This window comes from Agarivorans sp. B2Z047, from assembly GCF_023373605.1.
Classification (GTDB): Bacteria; Pseudomonadota; Gammaproteobacteria; order Enterobacterales; family Celerinatantimonadaceae; genus Agarivorans; species Agarivorans albus.
The window spans coordinates 686,033-709,061 of the sequence record NZ_CP088080.1; the positions used below are offsets into that span (position 1 = coordinate 686,033).

The following is a 23,029-nucleotide window of genomic DNA, read 5'->3' on the forward strand; positions in this document are numbered from 1 at the left end:
GCTTGTGGTTATAAGTAGAACTGGGCTTTTATGTAGTCGAAGTCAGGCATTCGAGTTTCATTGCGTAGTAGCGTCATGGAAAAAGCCTTCGTTGAGGTAATAAAATTATTTTGTGCAGGTGTCGATTTTCGTCTTGAGGGAAGTTGTGAACGGTAGAATTCAATGAATTGGTCTATATCAGATGCTTCGATTTCTTGAATGTATCTCTGCAATAATGAGTAAATCCCTTCTGCATATATTAGTGCCTCTTGCTTACTTGGAATATATCCTTTGTGAATCACATTGTTTCTAAAGTTCGCACTGAATGTTGTTTTTGAATCGCTTGGTAACAAAGCTGGTGGGACTCCATGTTGAGTTGCATATATAAATATAAATGCTCCAAGCTGACGTTCTGATTGATTGCTTACAGCTTTCCATATTGAACTAATGGGGCTGCCTGGTTTATCTACATTCATTCTGTAGCGGATATAGGTTTCGTAGAACCTTTCAAGAGAAGCTGAAAAAGAGCTTATTGCTTCGCGATTATAGCCGTCACAGATAGCATTCATGCCAATGTCAAACAGGACTTCGAACTTCAGTGAGTCTAAAATAGTAGTGGTCTCATGCCCTTGAGGACACTTGTTATGGTAAACACCGTCATCCCGAATTTCTGACAGGGAAATGTTTCTATAGGGTTTGCCAATCTGTACATTGTTTTGAAAACATTCTAGGCAATGAATTTCTATTTTCATTTATAAGGTTTGGACGGCAATGACAACTACAAATAGCTTATTATATTTTTCCCAAGGAAGCACTCATACCTAACAAGGCACCTATAATCATCACGGGTAAGGCGATGTGCTTAAATGAACGTGGCGGCCAACGATTAAACAAGTATTGGCCTAAGCGCACCGCTAACATGGTGGGAATAAGTAGAATGGCTATATGGCTTAAAGACTGCCAGCTAAAAATTCCAGTTGCTAGCAATCCGCCCACCGATAGCAGTTCACTCACGATAAAAAATAAGATCATGGTGGCACGTTGTTGCTGCGGGTTGAGTGGGCTAGAAAGCATGTAAGCGACTACCATTGGGCCACCTACCGAAGCACTGGCTGTGCCAGCTCCTGAGAGAAAGCCAAATAGCCCAGGGGCTGAAGGTTTATCCATGTGAGGTAGGCGCATATTGCAGGCGAGGAATAAAGAAAACAGCAATATAAACAAACATATCGCCAGCTTGAGCAATTCTGCTGGCAACAAAATGAGTAGTCCTAGACCTAAGGGAATACCTATTAAGGAGCCCGCAATTAACTTTTTGAGTATTGGGTAGTTGGCTTGTTGGCGGGCTTGTTTCCATAGGTTTACGCTACACAGTAAATCCAAGCTTAAGATAACCGGCACACTTTGCTGTGGCGTAAAAAACAGGTTCATACCAATCACCGCAATGGCAGCAAAACCAAAACCACTAAAGCCTCTTACCAAGGCCGCCAACATCACTATGGGTACCATTACGGCCATGTTATCAAGCATTTAGTTATCTCTTAAACCCGAGTAAATGGCTAATATGGCAGGCTGTTATATTAAGGCTATAGGGCCAATTAGCAGTATATATAGCGCCACTTTACAACGAACTTTGTCCTCTAGTTTATCTGGCTCCATGGATTTGAATTGCTGGTCCTAAGCACCCGTTTTACCCTGAGTTAATGTCGTAAGCATGCTTTGCAATATTGAATTAGCTTAAGGGAGTAGAGGCATGTCGATAGAAAATACGGCGGTAATTGAGCAAGATCGTAAGCATGTTTGGCATCATCTTAACCAACACAGTGTGTTAAAAAGCCAAGACCCAATGGTTATGGTAAAAGGCGAAGGCTCACGAGTGTGGGACGCCAAGGGTAACAGTTACTTAGATGCCTCATCGGGCGGAGTATGGTGTGTTAACGTTGGTTACGGGCGCAGCTCAATCGCAGAGGCGGTGAGCAAACAACTTACAGAGCTTAACTTTTTTGCCAGTTCTGCGGGTACCGTTCCAGCAGCTGAATTTGCCGAAAAGCTACTCGCCAAAATGCCCGGTATGAGCCGCGTTTATTATGCAAGCTCTGGTTCTGAAGCAAATGAAAAAGCCTTTAAAATTGTTCGCCAAATCGCTCATCTAAAATATGGCGGAAAGAAACACAAAATTTTGTATCGCGAGCGGGACTATCATGGTTCTACCATCGCTGCTTTAAGTGCAACGGGCCAAGAGGAGCGCCGTAAGCAATATGGCCCCTTTGCGCCTGGCTTTGTAGAGTTTCCACATTGTTGTGAATATCGTAGCCAATTTGGCGATGTTAGTGATTATGGAGTGAGAGCTGCTAAAGAGTTAGAGAAGGCCATTCTGCAAGAAGGGCCAGATACAGTAGGAGCGGTGATCTTAGAGCCCATTACCGCAGGCGGCGGGGTGATTACACCACCCGAAGGTTACTGGCCTACCATCATGGAGATTTGTAAGAAATATAACGTACTGCTGCACATCGACGAAGTGGTTTGTGGCCTAGGCAGAACCGGCGAATGGTTTGGTTACCAACACTATGGCATTAAGCCCGACATTGTCACGCTAGCCAAAGGTGTTGCCTCTAGTTACGCCGCCATTTCTTGCACTGTAACAACCGAAGAAGTATTTAATGAATTTATGGCTGATAGCAGTGACCGTGAAGCCTATTTTAGAGACATTAGCACCTTTGCCGGCTGTACTGCTGGGCCAGCTGCGGCATTAGAGAACTTACGCATTCTGGAGCAAGAAGAACTGGTGCATAACAGCAAGATGATGGGCGATTATTTGCTAGAAGGGCTAATAGGTTTGCAAGCCAAGCACCCTATCATTGGTGATGTACGAGGCAAAGGTTTGTTGTTAGGTATAGAGCTGGTTAGTGACCAAGACGCCAAAACGCCAGTGGATGAAAGTGTCGCGGTTAAGGTAGCGGGAATGTGTATGGCTAAGGGCCTAATTATTGGTAGAACTAACCGCTCATTTGCTAGCTTAAACAATACCTTGTGCTTGTGTCCGGTGCTAACTTTGAGCAAACAAGAAGCAGACTTTATTGTTACTACCATCGATGAAGTATTGGCCAAGCTCGAAGCCAGTTAAGCGCAAATATAGTGGGTTTGAAAGCAGCGTTATTCGCTGCTTTTTTTGCGCCAAAATCCCTACCTATCAATCTAATAGTTATAAGCCATTTCTTATCTGTCTTGGCTTGTATTACATTTGAGCTGTAACCTTAAAGGCCCTTGAAGGAGGTCTTATGCAACAGCTTAATGTTAGACACTACATGCGTGCTCAATTCTTGAGTTTTACCGAAGAGCAAAGCATTAACGAGGCCAGCGAATTGCTGACTAATTCACACCAGCTTGGTGCCCCAGTGGTTGACGCTAAAGGCGCATTAATTGGTTGGTTATCGGAGCTAGACTGCGTAACTCAAATGCTGCAAGCCGGATACTACTGTGATCAAAGTGCTTTGGTTAAAGACATTATGCGCAGTGAAGTACTTAGTGTTGGCCCAAATGAGAATGTACTCGACTTGGCAAAAACCATGACGGATAACAAACCAAAAAGTTACCCAGTATTGGAAAACGGCAAACTGATTGGCTTAATCGAGCGCAAAGCGGTATTAGCGGCGCTTCATCAGCAGCAGCAGCAGTGCTTTAGCGTACAGTAATAAACCTATTTTCAGTCACTTAATAACAACTTTGGCAAAAGCCTACTAGTATGTAAGTTGTTATTAAGCGCTGGAGAGCAAATGGGTTTAGCGATAGTTAAAACGTGTACCTTAGTGGGCATGGAAGCCTTAAATGTGACTGTAGAAGTGCATTTAGCCAATGGTTTGCCTGCCTTTTCTATTGTAGGTCTACCAGAAACCTCGGTTAAAGAAGCTAAAGATAGAGTTCGTAGCGCCATTCTCAATAGTGGCTTTTCCTTTCCTGCAAAACGCATTACCGTAAATCTAGCGCCTGCAGATGTTCCCAAAAGTGGAGGTCGTTTTGATCTGCCAATTGCTATTGGTATTTTGGCCGCCGCTGGTGATGTTCCACTAGCATGTTTAAATGACATGGCGTTTTGCGGTGAGCTGGCTTTATCGGGAGCAATTCGCCCAGTAAGCGGAGCAATTGCCACCGCCTTATCAATAAGCCAGCAGGGTTTAACCTTGGTGACTAGCGAGCAAGATGCCGACGCAGCGGTAAGAGTGCCAGAGGCAAAAGTACATGGCAGCGCCAGCTTGCAGCAGTTAAGTGCTGGTCTTAATGGCCAAAGCGCTTTCAACTTGAAGGACTCTCAAGTTATTGAGCCGCAGTTTAACGAAAGCCTCTTAGATATGAGCGAAGTGCACGGTCAACATCTAGCAAAACGTGCTTTAGAACTAGCTGCCGCCGGCGCGCATAATCTGTTAATGATGGGCCCTCCAGGTACCGGAAAAACTATGTTGGCGAGTCGTTTACCGGGCATATTACCCAGCTTAACCGAGCAACAAGCCATAGAGGTGGCGGCAATTAACTCGGTAAGCGCTCAGCAACGAGAGCTAGAGCAATGGTACATTCCGCCTTTTCGTAGCCCGCATCATAGTGCCTCAATGGTCGCGCTGGTGGGCGGTGGTTCAAACCCTAAGCCCGGCGAAATAACCTTAGCCCATCATGGTGTTCTTTTTTTGGACGAACTGCAGCTAATCCCAATGATGGTGGGTTGTCAAAGCTAATCTAACCCGTTGAATGTTAAGGGTTAAACTTATAGCTCTTGCCTTTAATTCACGTTGACAGTAATCAATATGACAACTAAGGTGGTTGTGAGTTGTCAATCTATGGGGTTTGGTTGTGAATGTAAAAACACTACATAAGCTTTCTTTAATAAAAACTGCACTGTCAGTCGAATGCTCTAACTACCTAACACTTGCTGCTGAATCCTCAGTTCCCCCCAATAGAATACAGTCAGCATTGAATCTTTATGCGGCTTACTGCTACTTGGTTGGACAAGGCAATTACAGTGAATTGGAGGTACTGAATGATTCAAGCTCACTTAATGCACACCTCCAGTCACTCATTGGCTTTGTTTATAGCAGTGATGATATCACGATCAACCAAAGATATGCCTATGGCAACTGCTTCAAAATCATTTTCCGCTACATTGCGCAAGATAAGCATTTAACCCTTGATGAGGTACAGTTGTCTAATGTAAAAATCACCGAAGACACTTCGAGTTGTCTAGCTCAGTTTCGAAAGATCAATATAGATAAATCAAAAGCTGACTACCTCGAGGGTTGGCAAGTAGTATCAAAAGAAAGCAAGGAATATGAGGTTCACCTTGATGCGCTTTATGTGAATTTTGGCGAAGCGTTTACAAACAAGGTTCACCTTGCTCTAAAAAACTATGCTTTTACACTAAGATCAACATCTCTGGCTCTTGCATTAAAAGAGCTCGAAAAATTGTTTGTGGGTATCTCGACTGTTTATAACGAAAAGAATGGGCTAACAATAGAGACCCTTCTAAGTCGTAATCATGTGCAGCTATTCTTCCACAAGGTGTTTAAAGTGTTATTTGCGCGCTCTCAAGGCGCCCAGAACAGCCCAAAGAGTTTTCATTATCGATGGGGGCAAATCATTAACCATTATACCGAGTGCTTTATTAACACGGGTGTTTTTGCTGAGCCTCACAAACTATTCATCGTTCCAGTCTGGAAAGACCCAAAAGATGCAGCGCCCACCTTTTCAATTGGCGGCAATACTACGCAGTCAGAAAACGTTAGATGGTTTGCTAACATCCCACTCAAAATTAAAGATGAAGAAGCCGTTTCAATTATTCAGCAACGTGTAGAAAGAGACATGGCACATATCAAGCATGTGTGTCTCTTGAAATTTGAGGAGCTTTTAGAGCGAGAGGATAGAAATAAAGCTTTTCAGAGCACAGGCTTAGTTAAGCCATTGAGCGGCACGCTAGGTTATACACAATATATAAACTTTGTCGGTGCAGATAAGCTAGACAATACAGTAGCAAGCTTTTATGCGCACGGCATCGTTGCAAAAGCAGGATACCGAGCATTTTTGGGGTTTCGTAGTAATGCTAGCCAACTCAACACAGAGTTAAATTTACCAACCTCATTAACGCTGAATGTTCTTTTGACGCTTCTTGTGATGGAGCATCCGCTGATAACGCCCAGTTGGTTAGCAAAATGGGACTTATTTGATGTAAATGGCGATATGGTGGGCTATAAGCAAGTTGGTAATCAGCACATTGCGGTCAGTTGCAAACCCCGCAAAGGAGCGACCAATTCGCAGCAAGAAGTAGTGCTCAATGAACTTTCAAAATCTATAGTAGAGTTCTTGATACAGCATACTCGTATGAGCCGTGCACACCTAAAGCAGAAAGGGGATGTAAATTGGCGAAAGATGATTTTGACTGCAACCAGTACTGGTGCAGCATGTCCAAGTTGCCTCAATACCACTCTTCACTCTGCAACTGGTTTTTATTATTGGCTTCAAGATCAAGCACTCTTTGATATGAGCAGCGATATCACCTTGAAAGATGCCAAAGCCATTTCTGACATTCATACATTACGCTCAATCAGACGACACAGAGGCTTTCAAATTTACTTGGAAACACGTTCAATGGATGCCGTTGCCGAGGCGCTTGGACATGAAAAGAAAGATGCAAACCTACTGACATCTTATCTTCCTAAACCACTCATGGACTACTTTAATGCACGTTGGATACGTCAGTTCCAGAACGCCATTTTACTTGAAGCCATGAAAGACTCGGTGTATCGACTTGATGCTGTGAACATGAGTGCTCAAGACATTGAAGAGTTCTTGGATAACCACGGCATAAGCAACATTCCAGAGCATTTCGATCATGGTTTTACTCAGCAAGCGACTACTGACAGTGAAAGTTCTGAATCATTAGAATTTGACCAGTTGACATACACTATCTCGACATCTCTTTTGCAGTTATTAATGGCGATACGCATTGTTGTTGAGAGTAGTGATGATGGGGAATCTTTTTTAGATATTGTGGCTCACTGGTATCAATCAGCAGTGTTTGTTTTAGATACGCTGAGTTCTGGCAAGCATAGTGCTGATGATTATTTGATGGGAATGCTTGATATAGCAAGCAATAACAAACTAGATACTGACTCGATCAAGGGAGCGCTGCTATGTTAAGTGTTGCTATCAACAACTCCTCCACTGCTAACCTCATTGAAAGCATCGTGCTAGACCATTCGAATTTGAACGGTCTAAGCGCCGAGACTCTTGAAGAAATTATCAATTTCTCAGTAGCAAATGATGACTATCGAGCTTTAGATGTCATTGCGAATTTCCATACAGGCATCTACGGTTACGATGACAGACAGCCCGAATGGTTAGAATCCAGTTTTCCTTCAAACAAATGGGTACTAACACTTGGCAAAACCCCAAAGACGATACATTGGGATACGGTTTACTTGGATGATGGTAAGAAACTAACGGATACAAAGCATCAAAAGTTATTAAACAGTTTCAAATACTGGATCACAGCGGCAGATAACCCACTTGAAAACGGTGGGAAGATTATTGGCCCAAAAACAGCTTATCAAAAAGTTATCAAAGTTATCGCTCTCATCAATGCTATTTTGCTGCACTCGAAAGAATTGAAGCTAGCAAAATATCACCTTCTGAATGTGAATGATGACTTCTGGTTGAACATCTTGACGAAATTCGCCGAGTACGGAAATTTTCAAGGTGTGTATGAGATTGACAAGCGCACTCAGGCATTGCTTGATAAAGCTTCTCAGGGTGTTTCTGATTCAAGCGCACAAACGCTTAAAGAGAAGTTTCCCTACATTACGCAAGACATAGCACAAGATGAAAGTCTCTTATTCTTAGCAGAGAGAGAAAAGGCGTGCGCTTGGCTCTTTGAACAAGGCTATTATCACGCTGGAAATAACATTAAATACACTGGCAGCAGTACTATGCTGGGTGAGTTGTTATTTAAAGGTAAGATGCTTTATCATGATATTAACCTCCCCAACTACGTAGAGTTTCATCTCAAAGCGCCAAAGCTAAGCTCAGAGTATCGTTCGGTTGAGAATAAAGACGTCTCAACAGGCACGGTTCAAGAAACAATTACCCTATACACTGAAACGATTCGATTGATTCAAACCAATCTTGAGCGTGAAGATGCGGCAAGTCCTTCAGTCTTGTCCGAGCGTGTCAGTTCCGGTTACATTAGCCAGTTAGTTAGCTTAAAAAGAAGGGGACGTACCCGCACCTTGCCGCCTACCTTTGTGTTTAACTTTATTCGTCAGTGCTATGAGTTTGCCAAAGAGCATCTACCTACAGAGGAAGGTTCTACTACTTTACTAGACGAAACGTTAACTCTGCTAACTAAAGCAAGGAGCAAATCTACTTCAGTACAATCCAATACACTCCGCCCAAGAGACCCCTCCCTAGCTTGGAATGAAGTATTGCATCGAGATATGTCTATTACAGAACGAGGGTACTGGTTTCAAACGGAGGCAATCAGTTGTCTGAGTAGTGAATACCTGAATAAAGGAATAAAGGAATAAAGCAGGTTCAAGGCTTTGCTGAAGGCACTGAAAAGCGACATGAAAGGATTCGAGCCAATGAGAGCTTGTTTGATTTGTTCTCTGTACTGCAAGGCGCAATGCAGGTCTTGGTGGGTGCAATTATGGCTCGCAGGCAAGATGAATTAATTAAGTTGAAGCCACATGGCAACCTATCGCCTAATGTAAGTCCCTTTTCAGAAGAAGGTACAAAAGCAGAGTACAACCTGATATTTAAGGTAAAAAAAACTGGCTCAAAAGGGGTAAACGCCACAATAGAAAGACCAATTCCCTCATCTATCGCAAGGTTCATTTGGCAACTGGAGCAATTTAACATCAAGGCGAGTGAGTTGAACTTATGCAAAGGAAATTTATCTCTGTTTAACAACCTTAATTCAAACCTTACTCAGTTAAGTCAGGTTAGACCCACAACTTATAATGCGCACCTTGATGCTGTGTGTGATTACTTAGAAACGAACTTGGTAGAGTACGGCAACGGTGAGTATCGTCGTAATTATGTTCGTCAGCACCAATTAAGACGCTTTTTTGCGATGGCATTCTTTTGGTCTAAGGGGTTTGATGGCATGGATGCTCTGCGCTGGATGCTCGGACATTCAGACATGGAACATCTATATCACTATATCTCTGAATCAGAGACAGGTGCGGTACTTAATGGGGCTAAAGCCAGTGTAATTGTTCGTGGTGTGGTAGATTCCACTTCTGAACTTGCGAAGCTCGAAGGGATAGAAGATGTCCGTAAAATCATTGCAGAACGTCTGACAGGTGATAGCTCAACACCAATCACTATAGAATCAGTGAGTGAAGCAGCAGAAGATTACGATGATGAATCTTACCTAACCGTTCCTCATATAAGCCAACTTCAAAAAGAGCAGCGCATTGAAACAGAGGTTATTCAACTTTTAAAAGAAGGTCGAATCACGCTTGAACCAGAGTTCTTTACCTTCGAAGGTGCTGATGGAAATACAACTCAATCCTTTAATTTAATTTTAAAAATAAAAGACCTTGATTGAGGATTGGGACGATGAAAGTTTTAGAGAAAAACCAAACTAAGATACTTGAAACAGAAAAGCTGTTAAGGGAAATCATCACAACCCCTGTTGAGTTTAAAAATGATGAAGAACTACTAAAAGCGCTCAAGTCTCAATCTGGTATCGCTAGATATCAGAATCAAGAGCGTAATATCACATCTTGCTCATTAAACACGGTAAAAAGTATCTCGGAAGCACTTCTGGAAAGAGGCTTCTTATCGTTAGATGAGCTTCGTATTAATGCAAAACGGGCAATAGAGGCTGGACATCTCGATGAGAAAGCTTCCAAAGGCAACAAGCAAACTACAGTGGGTTTAAAGCGCAAAGTCGCTGAGCTTGAATCAGAGCTGGATGCAGCACAGCGCAGCAATTCCTTACTAACCGTTATGGTCTCAGAGCTGCGCTCTAGGCTAAAGCAACTTGCGAATCATGAAGGAACAGTAGAAGAGCGACAGGAGCTTTATCGAGAGCACAATCGGAAGATTGAAGCGCAGATGAATTTTACTTTGAATGGAGAGGTATGATGGCTGTTCGTAAGCTTAAAGGCTTTGAGCAATGGAGTCATCTTGGGTTTGATGGCAAGCTTGCCTTTCGTAAGCCACTGGATATTCCTTTTGTAACCTACAGTAATCATACTCCTTGCTATGAAGCCAATGCCTACATCCATAGTTTGATGGTGAGAAACTTAAAAAGTAACACTATTCGGGGATATGCCCACGATATCATTCACTTGGTTCACTTTATTGAAAAGCAGCCACTATTGAGCCGGTTTAGTCAACTTACTGATGCAACATTCACTCTTTTCGTTCAATCACTACAGGCAGAGAGAACAGCATATGGCGAACTAAAGCGTAAGAATAACTCCGTTATAAAGATTGCACATACCTGCCTGGATTTTTTGCAATTTATCCAAGAGTTTCATGACTTGAGTGCTTTTGTTGGCAAGGATAAAGGTAATTCAATTCAGATACTTGAAAAGCATTACAAGCGCAAACTAGAAGGCTATAAAGGGTTCATTGAAGGCATTAAAATTACGCATCTTGCTGTACCAACTAAAGATGAGATCAAGAAACGCCACCCTGTTTCTTCTGATGATGCTTTATGTGTGTGGGAGCATATAAAAACTCAGGAAAACAAAGATAAACGCAGAAGGGACATGGCGTTATATACTGCAATGGAGCAGTTGGGTGGGCGAGTGTCCGAGCTTCATTTGATTAAAATGACTGATTACGAGGAGGCTAGACGCTCGGGTATGCTCACTCTTGCCACTTTGAAACGTAAAGACGAGAACACAACTCGAGAGATACCAGTGCCACACCTTTTATTATCAGTGATTGCGGATTATATCAAAGTTCGCAAGAAAGTCGTGAGGAAGAAAAAAGTCCAACATGATTACCTGTTTATCAGCTTAAAAACAGGTCTACGCCTATCCGCCGATTCATGGACAACGTACATGAACTCATGGAAAAAAGAGCTTGGTATTGAGGGTGAATTGCACCCGCACTTGTGGAGACATGCATTCATAACAGATAAGCTTAAAGAGCTTATTCTTGCCACTAAAGAAGTTAATGATAAGGACGACTTCCGAAAGCATCTACTTCACACACAAACGTTTAAAATGCAGCTGCAACAGTGGACAGGCCATACAAACCTTAGTTCTTTAGATACTTATATTGACCTCGCATTTGCAGATATTCACGGCTACACAGAGGTTTATAATGCAGTATCTCTAAAGTCGAGTGTTGACTTGGCAAAGCGTCAGATTAAGTTGTTAGAAGAACAGATAGCAAGGAAGGAGTTAACGCCTACCGCAGCGCTCGGAGAAATGAAGAAATTATTGGGAGCTTTTCAAACTGATATAGATAAAAGCAATGTATCTTCGTCAAAGTAAAAGCCATCACCAAGCGGATATGTAACTCGTTTTTGGACAATTTTGCGTTACGAATCGAAACAACATCAAACCCATTTGCATGAGAAAATGTATGGCAAAACTTTATCTCATAGGTCAATTTTGATGAACCACTTCAAGTGGAGTAGGAGTTGTGTTGAGGGCAGACGTGAAATGATTGAAGGTTAAAGTTGAAGAAATAGATAACCGTCTGACGATGCGGGAAAATAAGTTGATAGGTCACGGTAAATCGATAGCATTTACGGTAATGCTATTTTAAGGCACAATATAAAAAATTCACTATTTCGGGCTACTTATGTCTTCAGTACAAACGCTAAATCTTTATCCAATAGACTATCCCTTTGAAACACTTATCATGCGAGTTGATAAAAAGAAGTTGATCTTGGATCCCGATTTTCAGCGAGTGTATAAATGGGACAAAGATGGTGACGTAAGAGCTTCTCGCTTCATAGAATCTTGCTTGATGAGAATTCCATTACCGGCATGTTACTTTTCAGAAGATGAGAATAAAAACCATCTTGTTATTGATGGTGTTCAGCGAATAACCACGATTCAGCGTTTTTTCAACGATGAGTTTGCGCTCGAAGGTCTGACGGTCTTTACTGAGCTGAATGGCAAGAGATTTAGTGAAATAGCTCAATTTAAAGATGACCTAGAGAACTACACTATTCGCTGCATAGTTTTACGCAATGATAATCCCCGAAGCTTAGTTCAAGACATTTTTGCCCGATTGAACGAGGGCTCAGTAGTCTTGTCTCATCAGGAGATTCGTCATGCGCTATACGCCGGTCAATTGAATAGTTTGCTAAACGAGCTGGCTAAAGACCCAAGAATATGCGATTTCGGTAAAGGGAAGCAGGGAACTAAAGAAAAACACTCTCAAGAACCTCAAGAGCAAGTTTTACGTTTCTTTGCATTTAAGTATTGGTCTGATAAGTATGACGATAACTTAAAGGAATTCTTAGATGATTACATGAAAGCTAATCGAAAGTTGACTGATGATAAGGTGAAAGAATATAAAACAATGTTCTTGTCAGCTTTAGAAAAATGTCATGATGTTTTCGGTGAAGAAGTATTCAAAGACATGACTAAGAGCAGACCTAAACAGAGCTTAGTTCACTATGACTTATTGATGAAAGACTTCTCTACTAGGGATAGAGATTTCTTGCGTGAGAATAAAGAAGGTATCGTCGAGAAGTTCAATGAGTATTGCAATACTCCAGCAATCAAAAGAACTATGAGTGGTGGCACTCTTTTGAAGAGCAAAATTCTAGCAAGAGAAAAGGTTTGGTCACTGTTGATGGATAGTATTTGATATGCCACACACTCAGCAGTATGTAACTTCGCAAGAGCTAATGGATAGCCTAGTCGAGCTGGTTGAACAGTCTGAACTACGATTTCAAGCAGACGACGACCTTTTTGGCGAACACATGAATCTGTTTGTTAAGTCTTATATGGTTTTGATGTGTGCGTACCTTGAGTCTTATCTTAAAAACTTAACAAAGCACTACATAGATAAAGTTGATGAGGCTTTAGTTGCTTCGCCATACCCCAAAAACCTTTTCAGGTGGTCCGTACAAAGAGAAAAGTATAAACATAGCAACGATGGAATTTGTGAATTTTTTAGTTTAGGGATTAGTAGTGATGATATTGATAAAAACTTGTCTGCAAATCCTCATAAGACCATACCGTTTTTTGCTCGTTTAGGTATTCGTCTTGAAGCGATTGATGACTTCTCTGACGTAAGAGATCAGGTTGAAGCAATAGTAACCAAAAGAAATAACATAGTTCATTATAATGATGATGCAAGTGATGTTGGGGCTAGAGACATAATCGAAAATGTCGAAGTGCTAAAGCAATACATGGAAGTCTTAGATAGCGAAATTAGCTGCAGCCTGAATCGTTTACGAATTGACTAGAATGACCGATCAAAACCATATGTGGTTGAAAAGTGGTTATGTCTGTCGTGATTTCTGATTATGCACCTGTAATATAAAGATTTTAATGGACAGAAAGCCGCCTTCGGGTGGCTTTAATGTGTTTTAGGAAATGCTCATGTAACTTTTGTCATTTCGTTTAGATGCATGGTCATTATGTGGTCGTTATTTTTCCGGGTTGTCCTCTGTGTCTTTAACCTGTTGATTAAAAATTTTTATCTTGTGTTTTTTTTATATTTAGAGCCTAGTTTGAGGTTGAAAGTGTCGGACATTTTATGGCCGTAAGTAAAAAATATCACCTCTAATTAGGTGGCCAAATTCACTATGCCACTACAGTTATAGCTTTAGCTAAATTAGTAAATTACGGATTATCTTTAGTATCGAAACTCAAAAAAACTGGTCAGAATATCTTATCCACTACAAACGCTTCGCAATCAACTAAATACGCAGTTATTGATCCCTAGTATTAAAACTATTACCACAGGCACCCAGCTCCCACTAGTTAAGTGTCAGTTGCTATTGCCCACCCTCAGTTGGCGGTATGGCAATAGCTTACTTGATTCGAACATCGTATGACATCCGTAAACTCAGATAACATTCGCTGCAGGCAAACTATCTAACCAGATCACTCCTACTAGGGGACTTAACTCTCTTCCATTGACTCCAGGTAGCGTTCATTTAGTACTACTCAAGCGGGATTGATTGCCATCATGCAGGTCAAACTCACTCAAAATATAAATCAATGCCCATAGAAAGGCCCCCTAGGCACTCTCTATTAAATCTAATAAGTGCTGGAAGCGTCGGTCTTTAACTAGCTCAGGCTTGGCTTGCTCTATTAGGTCAAGCACCTCCTCTAGATTGACTGGTAAACCAGTAGTGCTATCTGGCGTTACCAGATAACACAGCTCTAGAATCTCATCTGGGTACACTGACGCGATGGGCTTTCTTTCTTCATACTCGTAAGTTAACTGTTGCGTCCAATATGGCTCAAGTTGCACTGGGGCTAAGCACCATTTGGCGCACTCAAGGAGCTCTGGCAGTGCTTCCTTTGAGTGAGTTAAAAGACTAATCCATGCTTGAATTTCAGCCTTTGTGCGCAGTTTCTTTTCTCTAGGCCAGACGTTATTGATAAATGGAATAACCCGCTCTTTCCATTTTCCACCATCTCTCCTTCCGGCAACACCTAGGTAGTGAATAGCGTCACTTCTCTGGGTGTTCTTCATGCTTCGAATGCTATTCTTGAAATCCTGAGCAACCAAAGAGGCTGGAGTGTCTTCATGCGGCATTCCCAGCTCTACGATTATTTGAGCTGCCACCTTCCTTTCTCCCTCACTCCATGACCACTTATAAAGGACAGGGAATAAGTGCTTCAGGTGCTCTTGAATATGTATAAGTAGTGGCAGGTACGGCACCTTGCTATTTGAAATAAATCCATTCCATGCTGGCTCAGAGTTTTCATGCTTCAAGTTAAACCAAGGAATTACGTTTGCAACTGTCCAGTCTGTATCTAACCAAAGCATCCGTTCAGTAAATTTAGCGAAAATGACAACCGCACAGTCCTGACCTTCACCACCTAGAGAGATTAGCTTGTCAAACCTGCTTTTAATAAAGTCAGGCACTCCATCTCCCTTCTCTAAATTCATGGTTCGTAATTGATTAAAGAGACATTCAGTTATCTTTCCAGCGGGGCTATTGATAGCGTGCCCATACGTTCTGCGAGATAGGTTTAAGCTTCTACCTTCTATGGTGGTGTCGGCTATAGAGCTCTTAGCTACATCTTCTTCAGATTGCCAAATGGCATTGATGAATTCATCAAATGCAAGCCATAGTGCCTCTTCGTTGTCTTTCAGCATCGTGACAAAAAACTTATCGAACCAAAAGCTCAAGGGATGACTAATTTCCATTAATGTATCTTTAGGCAGTAAGCCAAGTCGACGAAGTAGTGCTTGATTGGTTTTTGGGTCATCAATCTCAGGCCAGTCCTGTAAAATCTTTTTCCAATGGACAACCGGATACTCTCCTTTTTTTGCTAGATACAAGAGTGCCGCCAATGCTCTCCTTGGCTCCTGCTTGATTAGCCCAGCAAATGGAGTCTTGTTAACGAAGCTCCCAAACTCTCTTGGTTCAATTGCATCGATAGCTGCAATTATCTTATGAGCAGGAAGAACACTTATTGGGGCCGTTGATTCATCATGTGTAATACTGTTGACTCGTACCCTTCTTGGCTCAGCCAGCCTCTTAATGCGCTCCTCACTAACTTGGTTAAGAGCGGGAGCTAAAGCGTCGTAAGTGTCCATAAGACTGGCTGGAATCGCCTCTCGTCGAATGTCTATCCATTTAAAATACTCAGCTACAGAATCCGCCTTGTACTCTGGATATTCGGATTCCGACCAATACTCGTACCTCTCTGGTCCTTCCAGAAATTTTCCTATTACACGCTCCTTCTCAAGAGTCGATAGGTCGACCCACCTTCCCTTAATTAAGAAGAGTAGTTCCTGTCTGCTTTTGTCACTCCAAAACAAAGTTCTATCTATCGTGCAAATAGCCTCCGTCACCTCACTTGCAGCGAACAGCAACTTAAATTTCAATGCATAAAGCTTTAGCTTAATAAACTGAAGGCCGTCATCAAAACGCCATCCACTAGCCATTATGCGAGCGTCATCTGGAAACAATTGAGCCAAGTCATCGAACACCAGTCGAAACAAGTTAAATTCCTGATAATCTTCTTCGGAAACAACGTCTGGATAACATGATGGTGGGTAGAACATTACACTGCCTATCCTTTCGTGATGCCTGTCCGATAACCTCAAATGCCCCTCTAAAATTCTCGCAAGTTTGAGTAGATTTTTTTCTTTAGGGTGGTCAATTTTTGTTAAGTCTCTGAAGGGGCTTTTAACATCCCAGTTTCCAAGGTGATGTAACTCAACATTGTCCCACTCAGACCTAGGAGGAATAGCCCCATTAATCCCCGTGGCGGGCGAATAACGAAGATAGGGAGCCATTTCAGTACTCACAAACACAAGGACTTCTTCAGTCCAACCTTGCGTTTTAAGTAAGCCCAGTAGCGTATAATACGGACGGTAATAATAAGGCACAGCATGTTGCTTTACTCCGTCAAAGATGAGAGCCCAAGCTTTAAAGCAATTAGGGTGAATATCTTTTCTTTGTACGAGCCCCTTTAACTCAGTCTCTAGAGTCGGGTGTAAACCAAACTTCTTCACCGCCCACCATGCGACCACCGGACTATCGTGAATTCTTCGAATCCAACGCGACAAGCTAGCCAGCCTTGATGGCAATCCAATCTGCTTACTACCCAAACGGCTGTCTAGAGCAATAGAGTGGCCATCTCCCCATGAGCCAGTCAGCAAATCTTCATACATGATAACTGGACTATCGTCATCATCGTCACCTTCTAATCCTTGCTTATTGTCAATTCGCTCAGGGTCTGAATCCAAGCCATAAGCATCTAGTGGGTCAAATTGAGAGTTGTTAAAATAGTCCGTAGCGGTATTTCCTGCTCTAACTCCCGCATCAAAAACGCACAGCCATTCTGCATGTGGTGGCGGCTCTGTATTTGCAAATGCCCTTGCACCTGCGTTGCTTCTTACAAGATGTGCAACCATACCACGCTCATGAGGTTCTAGCTCTGAAGGGTTCTTTTGAGCCATCTCTAACACTTTGCTCCGCCAAGCTCTATGGTCTCTAGCACGCTCAGCCCAAGCCTCAAGAGTTGACCATAAGACAGGGTGGTCTGAGTAGGCTATTGCAGTGACACCTCTGTCACGCCACTTAACTTCAATGTCTTCTGGCTCGCCCTTGTCGAAAGCGTATATCTTTGTACGGTCATACTGACCATCATGATTTAATCCTTGGAGTAGATATTTGACCTGTGGGTCTTCTGCTTGATAGCCAACCAGAACCACTGTGTAGCTCTCTAATAGCCTTAAAATAAAGTTGGTAGCCCAACCTTCAGATAGGTAAGCCCTGCCAAAATCAGCACTACTTAATATGTATGGGTGACGCCCCTCACCTGTATTGTTTAATCGTCCATGCAAGTAAGTAATTCCCTCAAGTGATGCCCCAAGTTTTATGTCAGGAAATGCAGGTGGCTCATGACGAGGAAGACCTTTTCCATCTCCTAACTCAAGTAATAAATCGAAGTTGGTAGTGACGATTTGTGGTTTTCCATCTGAGCTAGTTGATAGCTGTCGAATCAATCCGTGTTCATACCCAGCATCACCGACAGGCTTAAATTCATTCAGCCTCTTGGCGACTAACTCGTTGACCTCTTCACGACCATATTCTTGATACAGCATATGGAAAATCTGGTCTAGCGGAACCTTGGGAGCATCTTCTTTTGCATTCTTATCAACCCATGGCTGGAAGGCTTTGTGCAGCTCTGAGCCCTCTGCTGGCTGATAGAATTCAATCACATGTTGAGTCAAGTCAGCAAAGCCAGGAAGTCCTGACGAAAATGAAATACCCGCACCACACAGGAAAACAACTCTACCCTTATCTCTTCTTTCCAGAAGCACGTCAGGGATGTCAGGACTATCAAAATTAAAGCGCATAACTATCCTTTTGCGTTGATAAGACTTAGCAATCAATACTACAACCAGTTGCAACGCTTCACTTAACTATCAATCACATATTTCAAAACTCTGTGCTTGGGAGCCGACTTCGTCACTATGCTCAAAAACTCGCTATGGTAAGACCCCAGTTATCTAGACAATACACAGATAAGAAAAAGTAGGTCAAACCACCTGTAAGTGATTCATGAGATTGAGCATCACTGGCATGGAAAGGGGCAAAAATGTGTTAGAGTATTTATCTGATTTCTTGAGTGTTCGGATTACAAATGTAGGGGAAAACTAGTTTACCTCTCTTATCTGCTCACTAACTACATTTGTTCATTAGAAAGATAATAACCAAACAAGAGAGCCATACTCCCCCTATAAAGCTAAGGTACGACGAATGATAACCTTAAAGATGTCACTCTCTCTGTCATCCAAAAAATCAATATCCGGCCATGCTCGAAGGGCACGCTGAATACCACTACTAATCCCTCGATATTGCATGGAATGAGGCGCAAATGAAGCCATAATTGGATTGCGGGTACATACTACTCTGTCGTTTAAATTCTGGAAAAAGTCTGTAAAGCCAATAGCGGCGAGGCTTACGAGGCTTTGCCAGAAATACTGCGAAATCTCAAAAAATTTGCTGTATTAAACAACTCTGGAAAGCATTATCCAGAGAAGGAAACAGCCCCACGACAGTAAAGTAATCTCACCTGAAAGTGGGATATTTTCTTGTAGAGATAGAATGATGACACCTGTCTATTTTTCCTTTCTTAGTACTTCGTAACCAACTACAACCTATCAACTCAAGTATGCTTGATAGCAATAGAAAGCTTGGGTTGAAAGGGCAAGTTTAAGCACTTTATGTGGTTTATATTGATGTTTTAGTCAACATTATTTAGTGTACTTGATTCTATAATAAGAACATGGATTTTTTATGCCCTCCGAGCAACGGATCTATCCTCACCCAACAAGACCGAGTAACCCTAATGCGCTTGAACTTGCGATTTATCAGTTTGAGTTAAAAGCGAAGAAGTTTCATGATGCTAAACTTGCTGGAGTCCCAGCTTCTAGTGAAGAGGAAAAAGCGCTACTTGAAAAAATGACTCGAGATTATGAACACCTCGAGGCTGAAAAAAGTCGAATCACCGGCCTCGTTATTGCTCAGGAGTCATTAAAGGCTTATCGAGAGGCATGTTCTAGCGCCTCGTTAAAAGACTTAAAAGAAGAAGCCCATCATCCCACTGACCGTTTGGCAAGACACCTCGCATCCGTGGGTGAGCCGAAACCTACTAAGCGGCGTGAGCCACACCACATTGTGTGTGGCAAAGGGAAATTCTTGCGCTCAAGGATGATGCGGGCGCGATTAAACCTCCATCTTAATGGTATTGGTATCAATGACCCCTCGAATGGTGTCTGGATGATTAACTTCCATAAGAACAAACCTGAAGATTGGGCCACACCATCGACGCCATCGCATCGCGGTATTCATCGTTACAATTATGAGACGTGGATTACGCGCCACCTTGGCCAAACGAGCCTACAAAAAGATATTTTTGAACGTCGCTTACGTCATATCAAAAATCAGATAAAATCAGGTTCATTGCCTGCTCAGGTTCTCGCACCGAAAGATACATCGTGGAAAGGAATTTAATGACGACCTATCAACTGAAAGCGCCGACAGGATCTTATGACGTATTAGATCTCGATGACTTCACCTTAGCTGAGCAACTCGGTAATGAAGAGCTTGTTGAGGCATTGATGTCAGCGTCAATGAATAACACGCCTTTGTCCTCTCTATGGCATGCAAACGTTGCATGTTCGTATTTTGGCAACGCGAAAGCTCAAGGCTATGACATTTCGATTTCTGGAAGTTTTTTGGTATTGAATCAAACAGCATTGAAGGTACTGAAACCACAACTTGAAAGCTTTGGTGAGTTTTTGCCTATTAGTGTTGAAGGTGACGCTTATGTTCTGTTTAACTGCTTAACGTTTGGCAAAGAACAGAAATCGCTTTGTCTTACGCGCTATCTTGAAGGGATTGAGGACGGCATTGATTCTCTGGTATTTGATGAAAGCGATGTGCAGGATAAACTGATATTCAAGTCAAAGCTTCAAGGTGCTTCAGCGTTCTATTGTAATGGTGCATTTAAGGCACTGCTGGGTGAGCATTCGTTATCAGGGGTCACGTTTGATGAAGAACTGTTAGAGCCATTTTAGTCGGTAAAGCAACAAAAGTTGTTATTCCGGCCTTCTTCTGTTCAGAGTCTCTTTTGTCTGATTACCAGCCTTTATTATGTGCCTTAAATAAGTGGTGGAAGTTAATCATGTCTTCAATATTTTTCGTGTGAAATTGAATATTGTGGTTGCGAAAGTCATTTTCGATTAACTCCGATAATGTTGAGACCCCTTCACTCGTGGCATCATAATCTTGTTGATGAAACTGACTGAAGGTTAATGAGTCGCCTGGAAACACCTCAAAGTATTCTCGATTAAAACTTTAGCGGTATCCTTTTAGCCTTGCATGCGCTACTTGCTCTGCAAACAACATGTTATCAACCTGCCAAACGAGGTAGATGTGAAAGGGCGCTGGGCGAGAGGTGTTGTCTAGCTGCTCTGCGCGAGTGATAGGGTGTTTGCTATACCCAAGCTTAAATAAATTGCAGTTTTCAGCTAAACGCATCAGATAGAAGAACCCTGGCCCGTGCTTTTCGTCGTTATACAAATTTAACCTCAATCTCTAATTAACTACAAAATAATAGAGCAATCTCGAAGGAATAAAAGCACTTAGATGCCTGCTATGCCTTTGCTTATTATGATTTTCATCTGTAGTTGTGGAATACTCAACTTGTACTTAGTAAGGCTAGCGTGCGAAATATATAAAGGGGTTTAGGTATTAATGACAGAGTCAATTGGGTTGTTTTGGAAAGTGGCTGTCGTGATGGGGCTTGCACCTGTAATGGCAATAATTCATCACTATTGGAACTATAAATCCAAGAAGCTAGAGGTACTACACTCCAAGTATGCAATTAAAGAAAAGCAATATGATGTGCTTACATCCTTGGTTGACATGCGTGCTGAAGGGTTTAAGAAAAATGAAGTTAAGATTAGAGCCTTAATTTCAACCTTGTACATGAATGAACGGCCGTCAAAGGAATTAAAGTGGTTCATTGATACACCGGGAGCATTTGCTCATCTTCTTACATACATGAAGTACACTCGCTTTATCGAGCCCTCGAAAAGTAAAAAATACTTGTTTCAACCTAGAGGTAAATACGAAAGTGACACTGACTTTAAAGCGACATTCAATAAGCTTAGATGGAAAGCAATCGGCTCTTGGATAGTTGCTTGGTTGCTAATCTTTCCTTTTTTATTGCTTTGGCAAGCGTTGTTAACCCAGCAGATTGGGTTTGTAGGTGTTTTATGTACTTTTCTGGTAGGACTTATCTTACTTGGCTCATTTATGGGAAGTTGTTTGTATGCATTAGAATATTATTGGGTGTTTAGGTGCAGAGAAATTATAAAGATACGGCGACCTCGATAGCTTTTGTTTCAAGGTATTAAGTTCACAAATACTGCTTGGAATGTGTATCTTCGATAAAAGATAGTATTTAGGTATCAAAGCTCTACTAACTAAGCCTTAAGGGTTACCCTCTTATTGACTGATATGTTATAAAAGATAATGATATTGCAGACTGGGCTTGTTGTACATGTCTTTGACCTCCCTTAAAATCCATTTTGCTTTAGACCATCAAGGTCAGCTTACAACGATTGAAGACGTTGAGTTGAACGGTCTTAAGTGCAAATGCTCTTGCATAGGATGCGGTCAACCATTGGTAGCTAGGCTGGGAAAAATAAACCGTGCACACTTCGCTCATCATCATGTTACCTCCAACTGTAATTACAGTGCTGAAACCGATCTTCATTTGGCGGCCAAAGAGTATGTTCGGTGTCATAAACGCCTACATGCTCCACTGGGCTTTTTTGAGGGGGCTGTGTCGAATTTCCCAATAGAGTTCACGGATGTAGATTATGAAACACCCATACGCCCCTTAAAAGAAATACCAGATTTAATAGGCCACACTTCTACAGGTGAGAAAGTGTTGGTCGAAATCGCAGTTACTCACTTCTGTGAATCTGAAAAGATTGCTAAGTATAAGAGGCTGAATCTGACAGCAATTGAATTTGATTTCAGTTTTTTGATGCCTTGGTCAGCCGAGTTGATGGAGCGTATATCAGATACGTTTGCTACTAAATCCGGTAACTGGTTAAGCATTAACCCTGTTTCATTGGTCGCTAAGCGGGTCATTGATTTTGAGCGTAAACGTTGTTTGGAAATGGCCTTAAATGTGAAGACGCTAGAGAGTAACAAGTTATCTCTCGAAGGTGAGCTCTCTCGAATAATGGACGCCATTGATGAAAACCGACCTACAGCCGAACAACTAAAAGCGGATTATTTGAGCCGATTGAATGAAGTTGAAAGTCAGTTTTATAGTGATAAAGCGGATTATGATGGGCGGATCCAAACTTTAAAGTTAGAGCATGCGAGTCTTAGTCAGCAAAATGCGAAACTAGAAAGCATAGCGCAGCACTCTCTCTTAGCACGTAAAACAGAGCTCGAAGCAGAATTTCGAGCTGAGCTTGAAAAATCGGCTTCAGAAATTCTGCAAGCATACACAGATATCAAAAGTGAATGTGAAGAGCTGGAGAGAAAAAGAATGCATACATTAAATCAGCTCAACGCACTGAAAGCCGAGTTTCCTAACATTGGTTATATCAAGACATTGCTGAATAAGGCTCACCTTGAAAGGCAAGCCATTGTTAAGCTGGAAGGTGAATTAAGGTTGATAGCACGAAAAGCTGGGATCCCTTGGCCGTTGTCAAATGACATCACTCAGGAAATTGCTAACTGTATAAGCCTGATTGACAAAGTAGAAGTTTAGCCTCGCCAAACTTGCTCAGGTTTAAAAATGTAGCTTCAGCTGCATTCTATCCTTCAGTGCTTGCCTTAATCCCCTCC

At 42.1% G+C, this 23,029-nt stretch carries 18 protein-coding genes; 14 read left to right on the plus strand and 4 right to left on the minus strand.

Annotated elements, in window-relative coordinates; translation table 11 throughout:
- Positions 1-8 precede the first annotated feature (8 nt).
- Together LQZ07_RS03180 and LQZ07_RS03185 are read right to left on the minus strand one after the other, a co-directional pair.
- Positions 9-731: a hypothetical protein gene (locus tag LQZ07_RS03180; protein ID WP_152783278.1), complete on the minus strand. Its 723-nt coding sequence runs from the start codon at positions 729-731 to the stop codon at positions 9-11.
- Positions 732-771: 40 nt separating this feature from the next.
- Positions 772-1,506, minus strand: coding sequence for a sulfite exporter TauE/SafE family protein (locus LQZ07_RS03185; RefSeq protein WP_152783280.1), 735 nt, complete (start codon positions 1,504-1,506; stop codon positions 772-774).
- Positions 1,507-1,729: 223 nt separating this feature from the next.
- On the opposite strand from LQZ07_RS03185, the gene LQZ07_RS03190 reads away from it, so the two are divergent.
- The 10 genes from LQZ07_RS03190 (at position 1,730) to LQZ07_RS03235 (ending at position 13,414) form a co-directional block, all read left to right on the plus strand.
- Positions 1,730-3,100 (plus strand): aspartate aminotransferase family protein, encoded by a 1,371-nt coding sequence (locus tag LQZ07_RS03190; protein WP_152783282.1) that lies wholly within the window; start codon positions 1,730-1,732, stop codon positions 3,098-3,100.
- A 154-nt stretch (positions 3,101-3,254) separates the two neighbouring features.
- Entirely contained in the window at positions 3,255-3,668 is a 414-nt protein-coding gene (locus LQZ07_RS03195) for a CBS domain-containing protein (RefSeq protein WP_152783284.1), read from the plus strand.
- A gap of 81 nt (positions 3,669-3,749) precedes the next feature.
- On the plus strand, positions 3,750-4,700 hold the full coding sequence (locus LQZ07_RS03200; protein WP_227981429.1) for a YifB family Mg chelatase-like AAA ATPase: 951 nt from the start codon (positions 3,750-3,752) through the stop codon (positions 4,698-4,700).
- A 115-nt stretch (positions 4,701-4,815) separates the two neighbouring features.
- A complete protein-coding gene (locus tag LQZ07_RS03205; protein WP_227981430.1) occupies positions 4,816-7,155 on the plus strand; it encodes a hypothetical protein in 2,340 nt (779 codons plus the stop codon).
- Positions 7,149-8,540: a hypothetical protein gene (locus tag LQZ07_RS03210; protein WP_227981431.1), complete on the plus strand. Its 1,392-nt coding sequence runs from the start codon at positions 7,149-7,151 to the stop codon at positions 8,538-8,540. Before LQZ07_RS03205 ends, LQZ07_RS03210 begins: the two co-directional genes overlap by 7 nt.
- A gap of 65 nt (positions 8,541-8,605) precedes the next feature.
- Positions 8,606-9,568, plus strand: a complete 963-nt coding sequence (locus tag LQZ07_RS03215) for a hypothetical protein (RefSeq protein ID WP_227981432.1) — start codon at positions 8,606-8,608, stop codon at positions 9,566-9,568.
- 11 nt (positions 9,569-9,579) lie between these two features.
- Positions 9,580-10,110, plus strand: a complete 531-nt coding sequence (locus tag LQZ07_RS03220) for a hypothetical protein (protein ID WP_152783288.1) — start codon at positions 9,580-9,582, stop codon at positions 10,108-10,110.
- Positions 10,107-11,477 carry a site-specific integrase gene (locus LQZ07_RS03225; RefSeq protein WP_227981433.1) on the plus strand — a complete coding sequence of 457 codons (1,371 nt, stop codon included), beginning with the start codon at positions 10,107-10,109 and terminating at the stop codon, positions 11,475-11,477. The genes LQZ07_RS03220 and LQZ07_RS03225 overlap by 4 nt, the downstream gene beginning before the upstream one ends.
- A 313-nt stretch (positions 11,478-11,790) precedes the next feature.
- Entirely contained in the window at positions 11,791-12,810 is a 1,020-nt protein-coding gene (locus tag LQZ07_RS03230; RefSeq protein ID WP_152783290.1) for a DUF262 domain-containing protein, read from the plus strand.
- 1 nt (position 12,811) lies between these two features.
- Complete coding sequence (locus tag LQZ07_RS03235) at positions 12,812-13,414, plus strand: HEPN domain-containing protein (RefSeq protein ID WP_152783292.1); 603 nt, start codon at positions 12,812-12,814, stop codon at positions 13,412-13,414.
- A gap of 779 nt (positions 13,415-14,193) precedes the next feature.
- Here the strand turns inward: LQZ07_RS03235 and LQZ07_RS03240 are convergent.
- On the minus strand, positions 14,194-18,003 hold the full coding sequence (locus tag LQZ07_RS03240) for an SIR2 family protein (RefSeq protein WP_152783294.1): 3,810 nt from the start codon (positions 18,001-18,003) through the stop codon (positions 14,194-14,196).
- A 943-nt stretch (positions 18,004-18,946) separates the two neighbouring features.
- Between LQZ07_RS03240 and LQZ07_RS03245 the strand changes: the two genes are divergently transcribed.
- Together LQZ07_RS03245 and LQZ07_RS03250 are read left to right on the plus strand one after the other, a co-directional pair.
- Entirely contained in the window at positions 18,947-19,663 is a 717-nt protein-coding gene (locus tag LQZ07_RS03245; RefSeq protein WP_152783296.1) for an AHH domain-containing protein, read from the plus strand.
- Positions 19,663-20,229, plus strand: a complete 567-nt coding sequence (locus LQZ07_RS03250; protein ID WP_152783298.1) for a hypothetical protein — start codon at positions 19,663-19,665, stop codon at positions 20,227-20,229. Before LQZ07_RS03245 ends, LQZ07_RS03250 begins: the two co-directional genes overlap by 1 nt.
- Positions 20,230-20,509: 280 nt before the next feature.
- Here the strand turns inward: LQZ07_RS03250 and LQZ07_RS03255 are convergent, their stop codons facing one another.
- On the minus strand, positions 20,510-20,734 hold the full coding sequence (locus LQZ07_RS03255) for a GIY-YIG nuclease family protein (protein ID WP_152783300.1): 225 nt from the start codon (positions 20,732-20,734) through the stop codon (positions 20,510-20,512).
- A gap of 174 nt (positions 20,735-20,908) precedes the next feature.
- Between LQZ07_RS03255 and LQZ07_RS03260 the strand changes: the two genes are divergently transcribed.
- Both LQZ07_RS03260 and LQZ07_RS03265 read left to right on the plus strand, forming a co-directional pair.
- Entirely contained in the window at positions 20,909-21,553 is a 645-nt protein-coding gene (locus LQZ07_RS03260; protein ID WP_152783302.1) for a hypothetical protein, read from the plus strand.
- A 166-nt stretch (positions 21,554-21,719) separates the two neighbouring features.
- Positions 21,720-22,952: a hypothetical protein gene (locus tag LQZ07_RS03265; protein ID WP_152783304.1), complete on the plus strand. Its 1,233-nt coding sequence runs from the start codon at positions 21,720-21,722 to the stop codon at positions 22,950-22,952.
- The last annotated feature ends 77 nt before the right edge of the window (positions 22,953-23,029 follow it).

What these genes read in the sequence shown, in the direction of transcription:
- LQZ07_RS03180 (WP_152783278.1), bottom strand. Translation starts at nt 731, where the DNA reads ATGAAAATAGAAATTCATTGCCTAGAATGTTTTCAAAACAATGTACAG.
- LQZ07_RS03185 (WP_152783280.1), bottom strand. Translation starts at nt 1,506, where the DNA reads ATGCTTGATAACATGGCCGTAATGGTACCCATAGTGATGTTGGCGGCC.
- LQZ07_RS03190 (WP_152783282.1), top strand. Translation starts at nt 1,730, where the DNA reads ATGTCGATAGAAAATACGGCGGTAATTGAGCAAGATCGTAAGCATGTT.
- LQZ07_RS03195 (WP_152783284.1), top strand. Translation starts at nt 3,255, where the DNA reads ATGCAACAGCTTAATGTTAGACACTACATGCGTGCTCAATTCTTGAGT.
- LQZ07_RS03200 (WP_227981429.1), top strand. Translation starts at nt 3,750, where the DNA reads ATGGGTTTAGCGATAGTTAAAACGTGTACCTTAGTGGGCATGGAAGCC.
- LQZ07_RS03210 (WP_227981431.1), top strand. Translation starts at nt 7,149, where the DNA reads ATGTTAAGTGTTGCTATCAACAACTCCTCCACTGCTAACCTCATTGAA.
- LQZ07_RS03220 (WP_152783288.1), top strand. Translation starts at nt 9,580, where the DNA reads ATGAAAGTTTTAGAGAAAAACCAAACTAAGATACTTGAAACAGAAAAG.
- LQZ07_RS03225 (WP_227981433.1), top strand. Translation starts at nt 10,107, where the DNA reads ATGATGGCTGTTCGTAAGCTTAAAGGCTTTGAGCAATGGAGTCATCTT.
- LQZ07_RS03230 (WP_152783290.1), top strand. Translation starts at nt 11,791, where the DNA reads ATGTCTTCAGTACAAACGCTAAATCTTTATCCAATAGACTATCCCTTT.
- LQZ07_RS03235 (WP_152783292.1), top strand. Translation starts at nt 12,812, where the DNA reads ATGCCACACACTCAGCAGTATGTAACTTCGCAAGAGCTAATGGATAGC.
- LQZ07_RS03240 (WP_152783294.1), bottom strand. Translation starts at nt 18,003, where the DNA reads ATGCGCTTTAATTTTGATAGTCCTGACATCCCTGACGTGCTTCTGGAA.
- LQZ07_RS03245 (WP_152783296.1), top strand. Translation starts at nt 18,947, where the DNA reads ATGCCCTCCGAGCAACGGATCTATCCTCACCCAACAAGACCGAGTAAC.
- LQZ07_RS03250 (WP_152783298.1), top strand. Translation starts at nt 19,663, where the DNA reads ATGACGACCTATCAACTGAAAGCGCCGACAGGATCTTATGACGTATTA.
- LQZ07_RS03260 (WP_152783302.1), top strand. Translation starts at nt 20,909, where the DNA reads ATGACAGAGTCAATTGGGTTGTTTTGGAAAGTGGCTGTCGTGATGGGG.
- LQZ07_RS03265 (WP_152783304.1), top strand. Translation starts at nt 21,720, where the DNA reads ATGTCTTTGACCTCCCTTAAAATCCATTTTGCTTTAGACCATCAAGGT.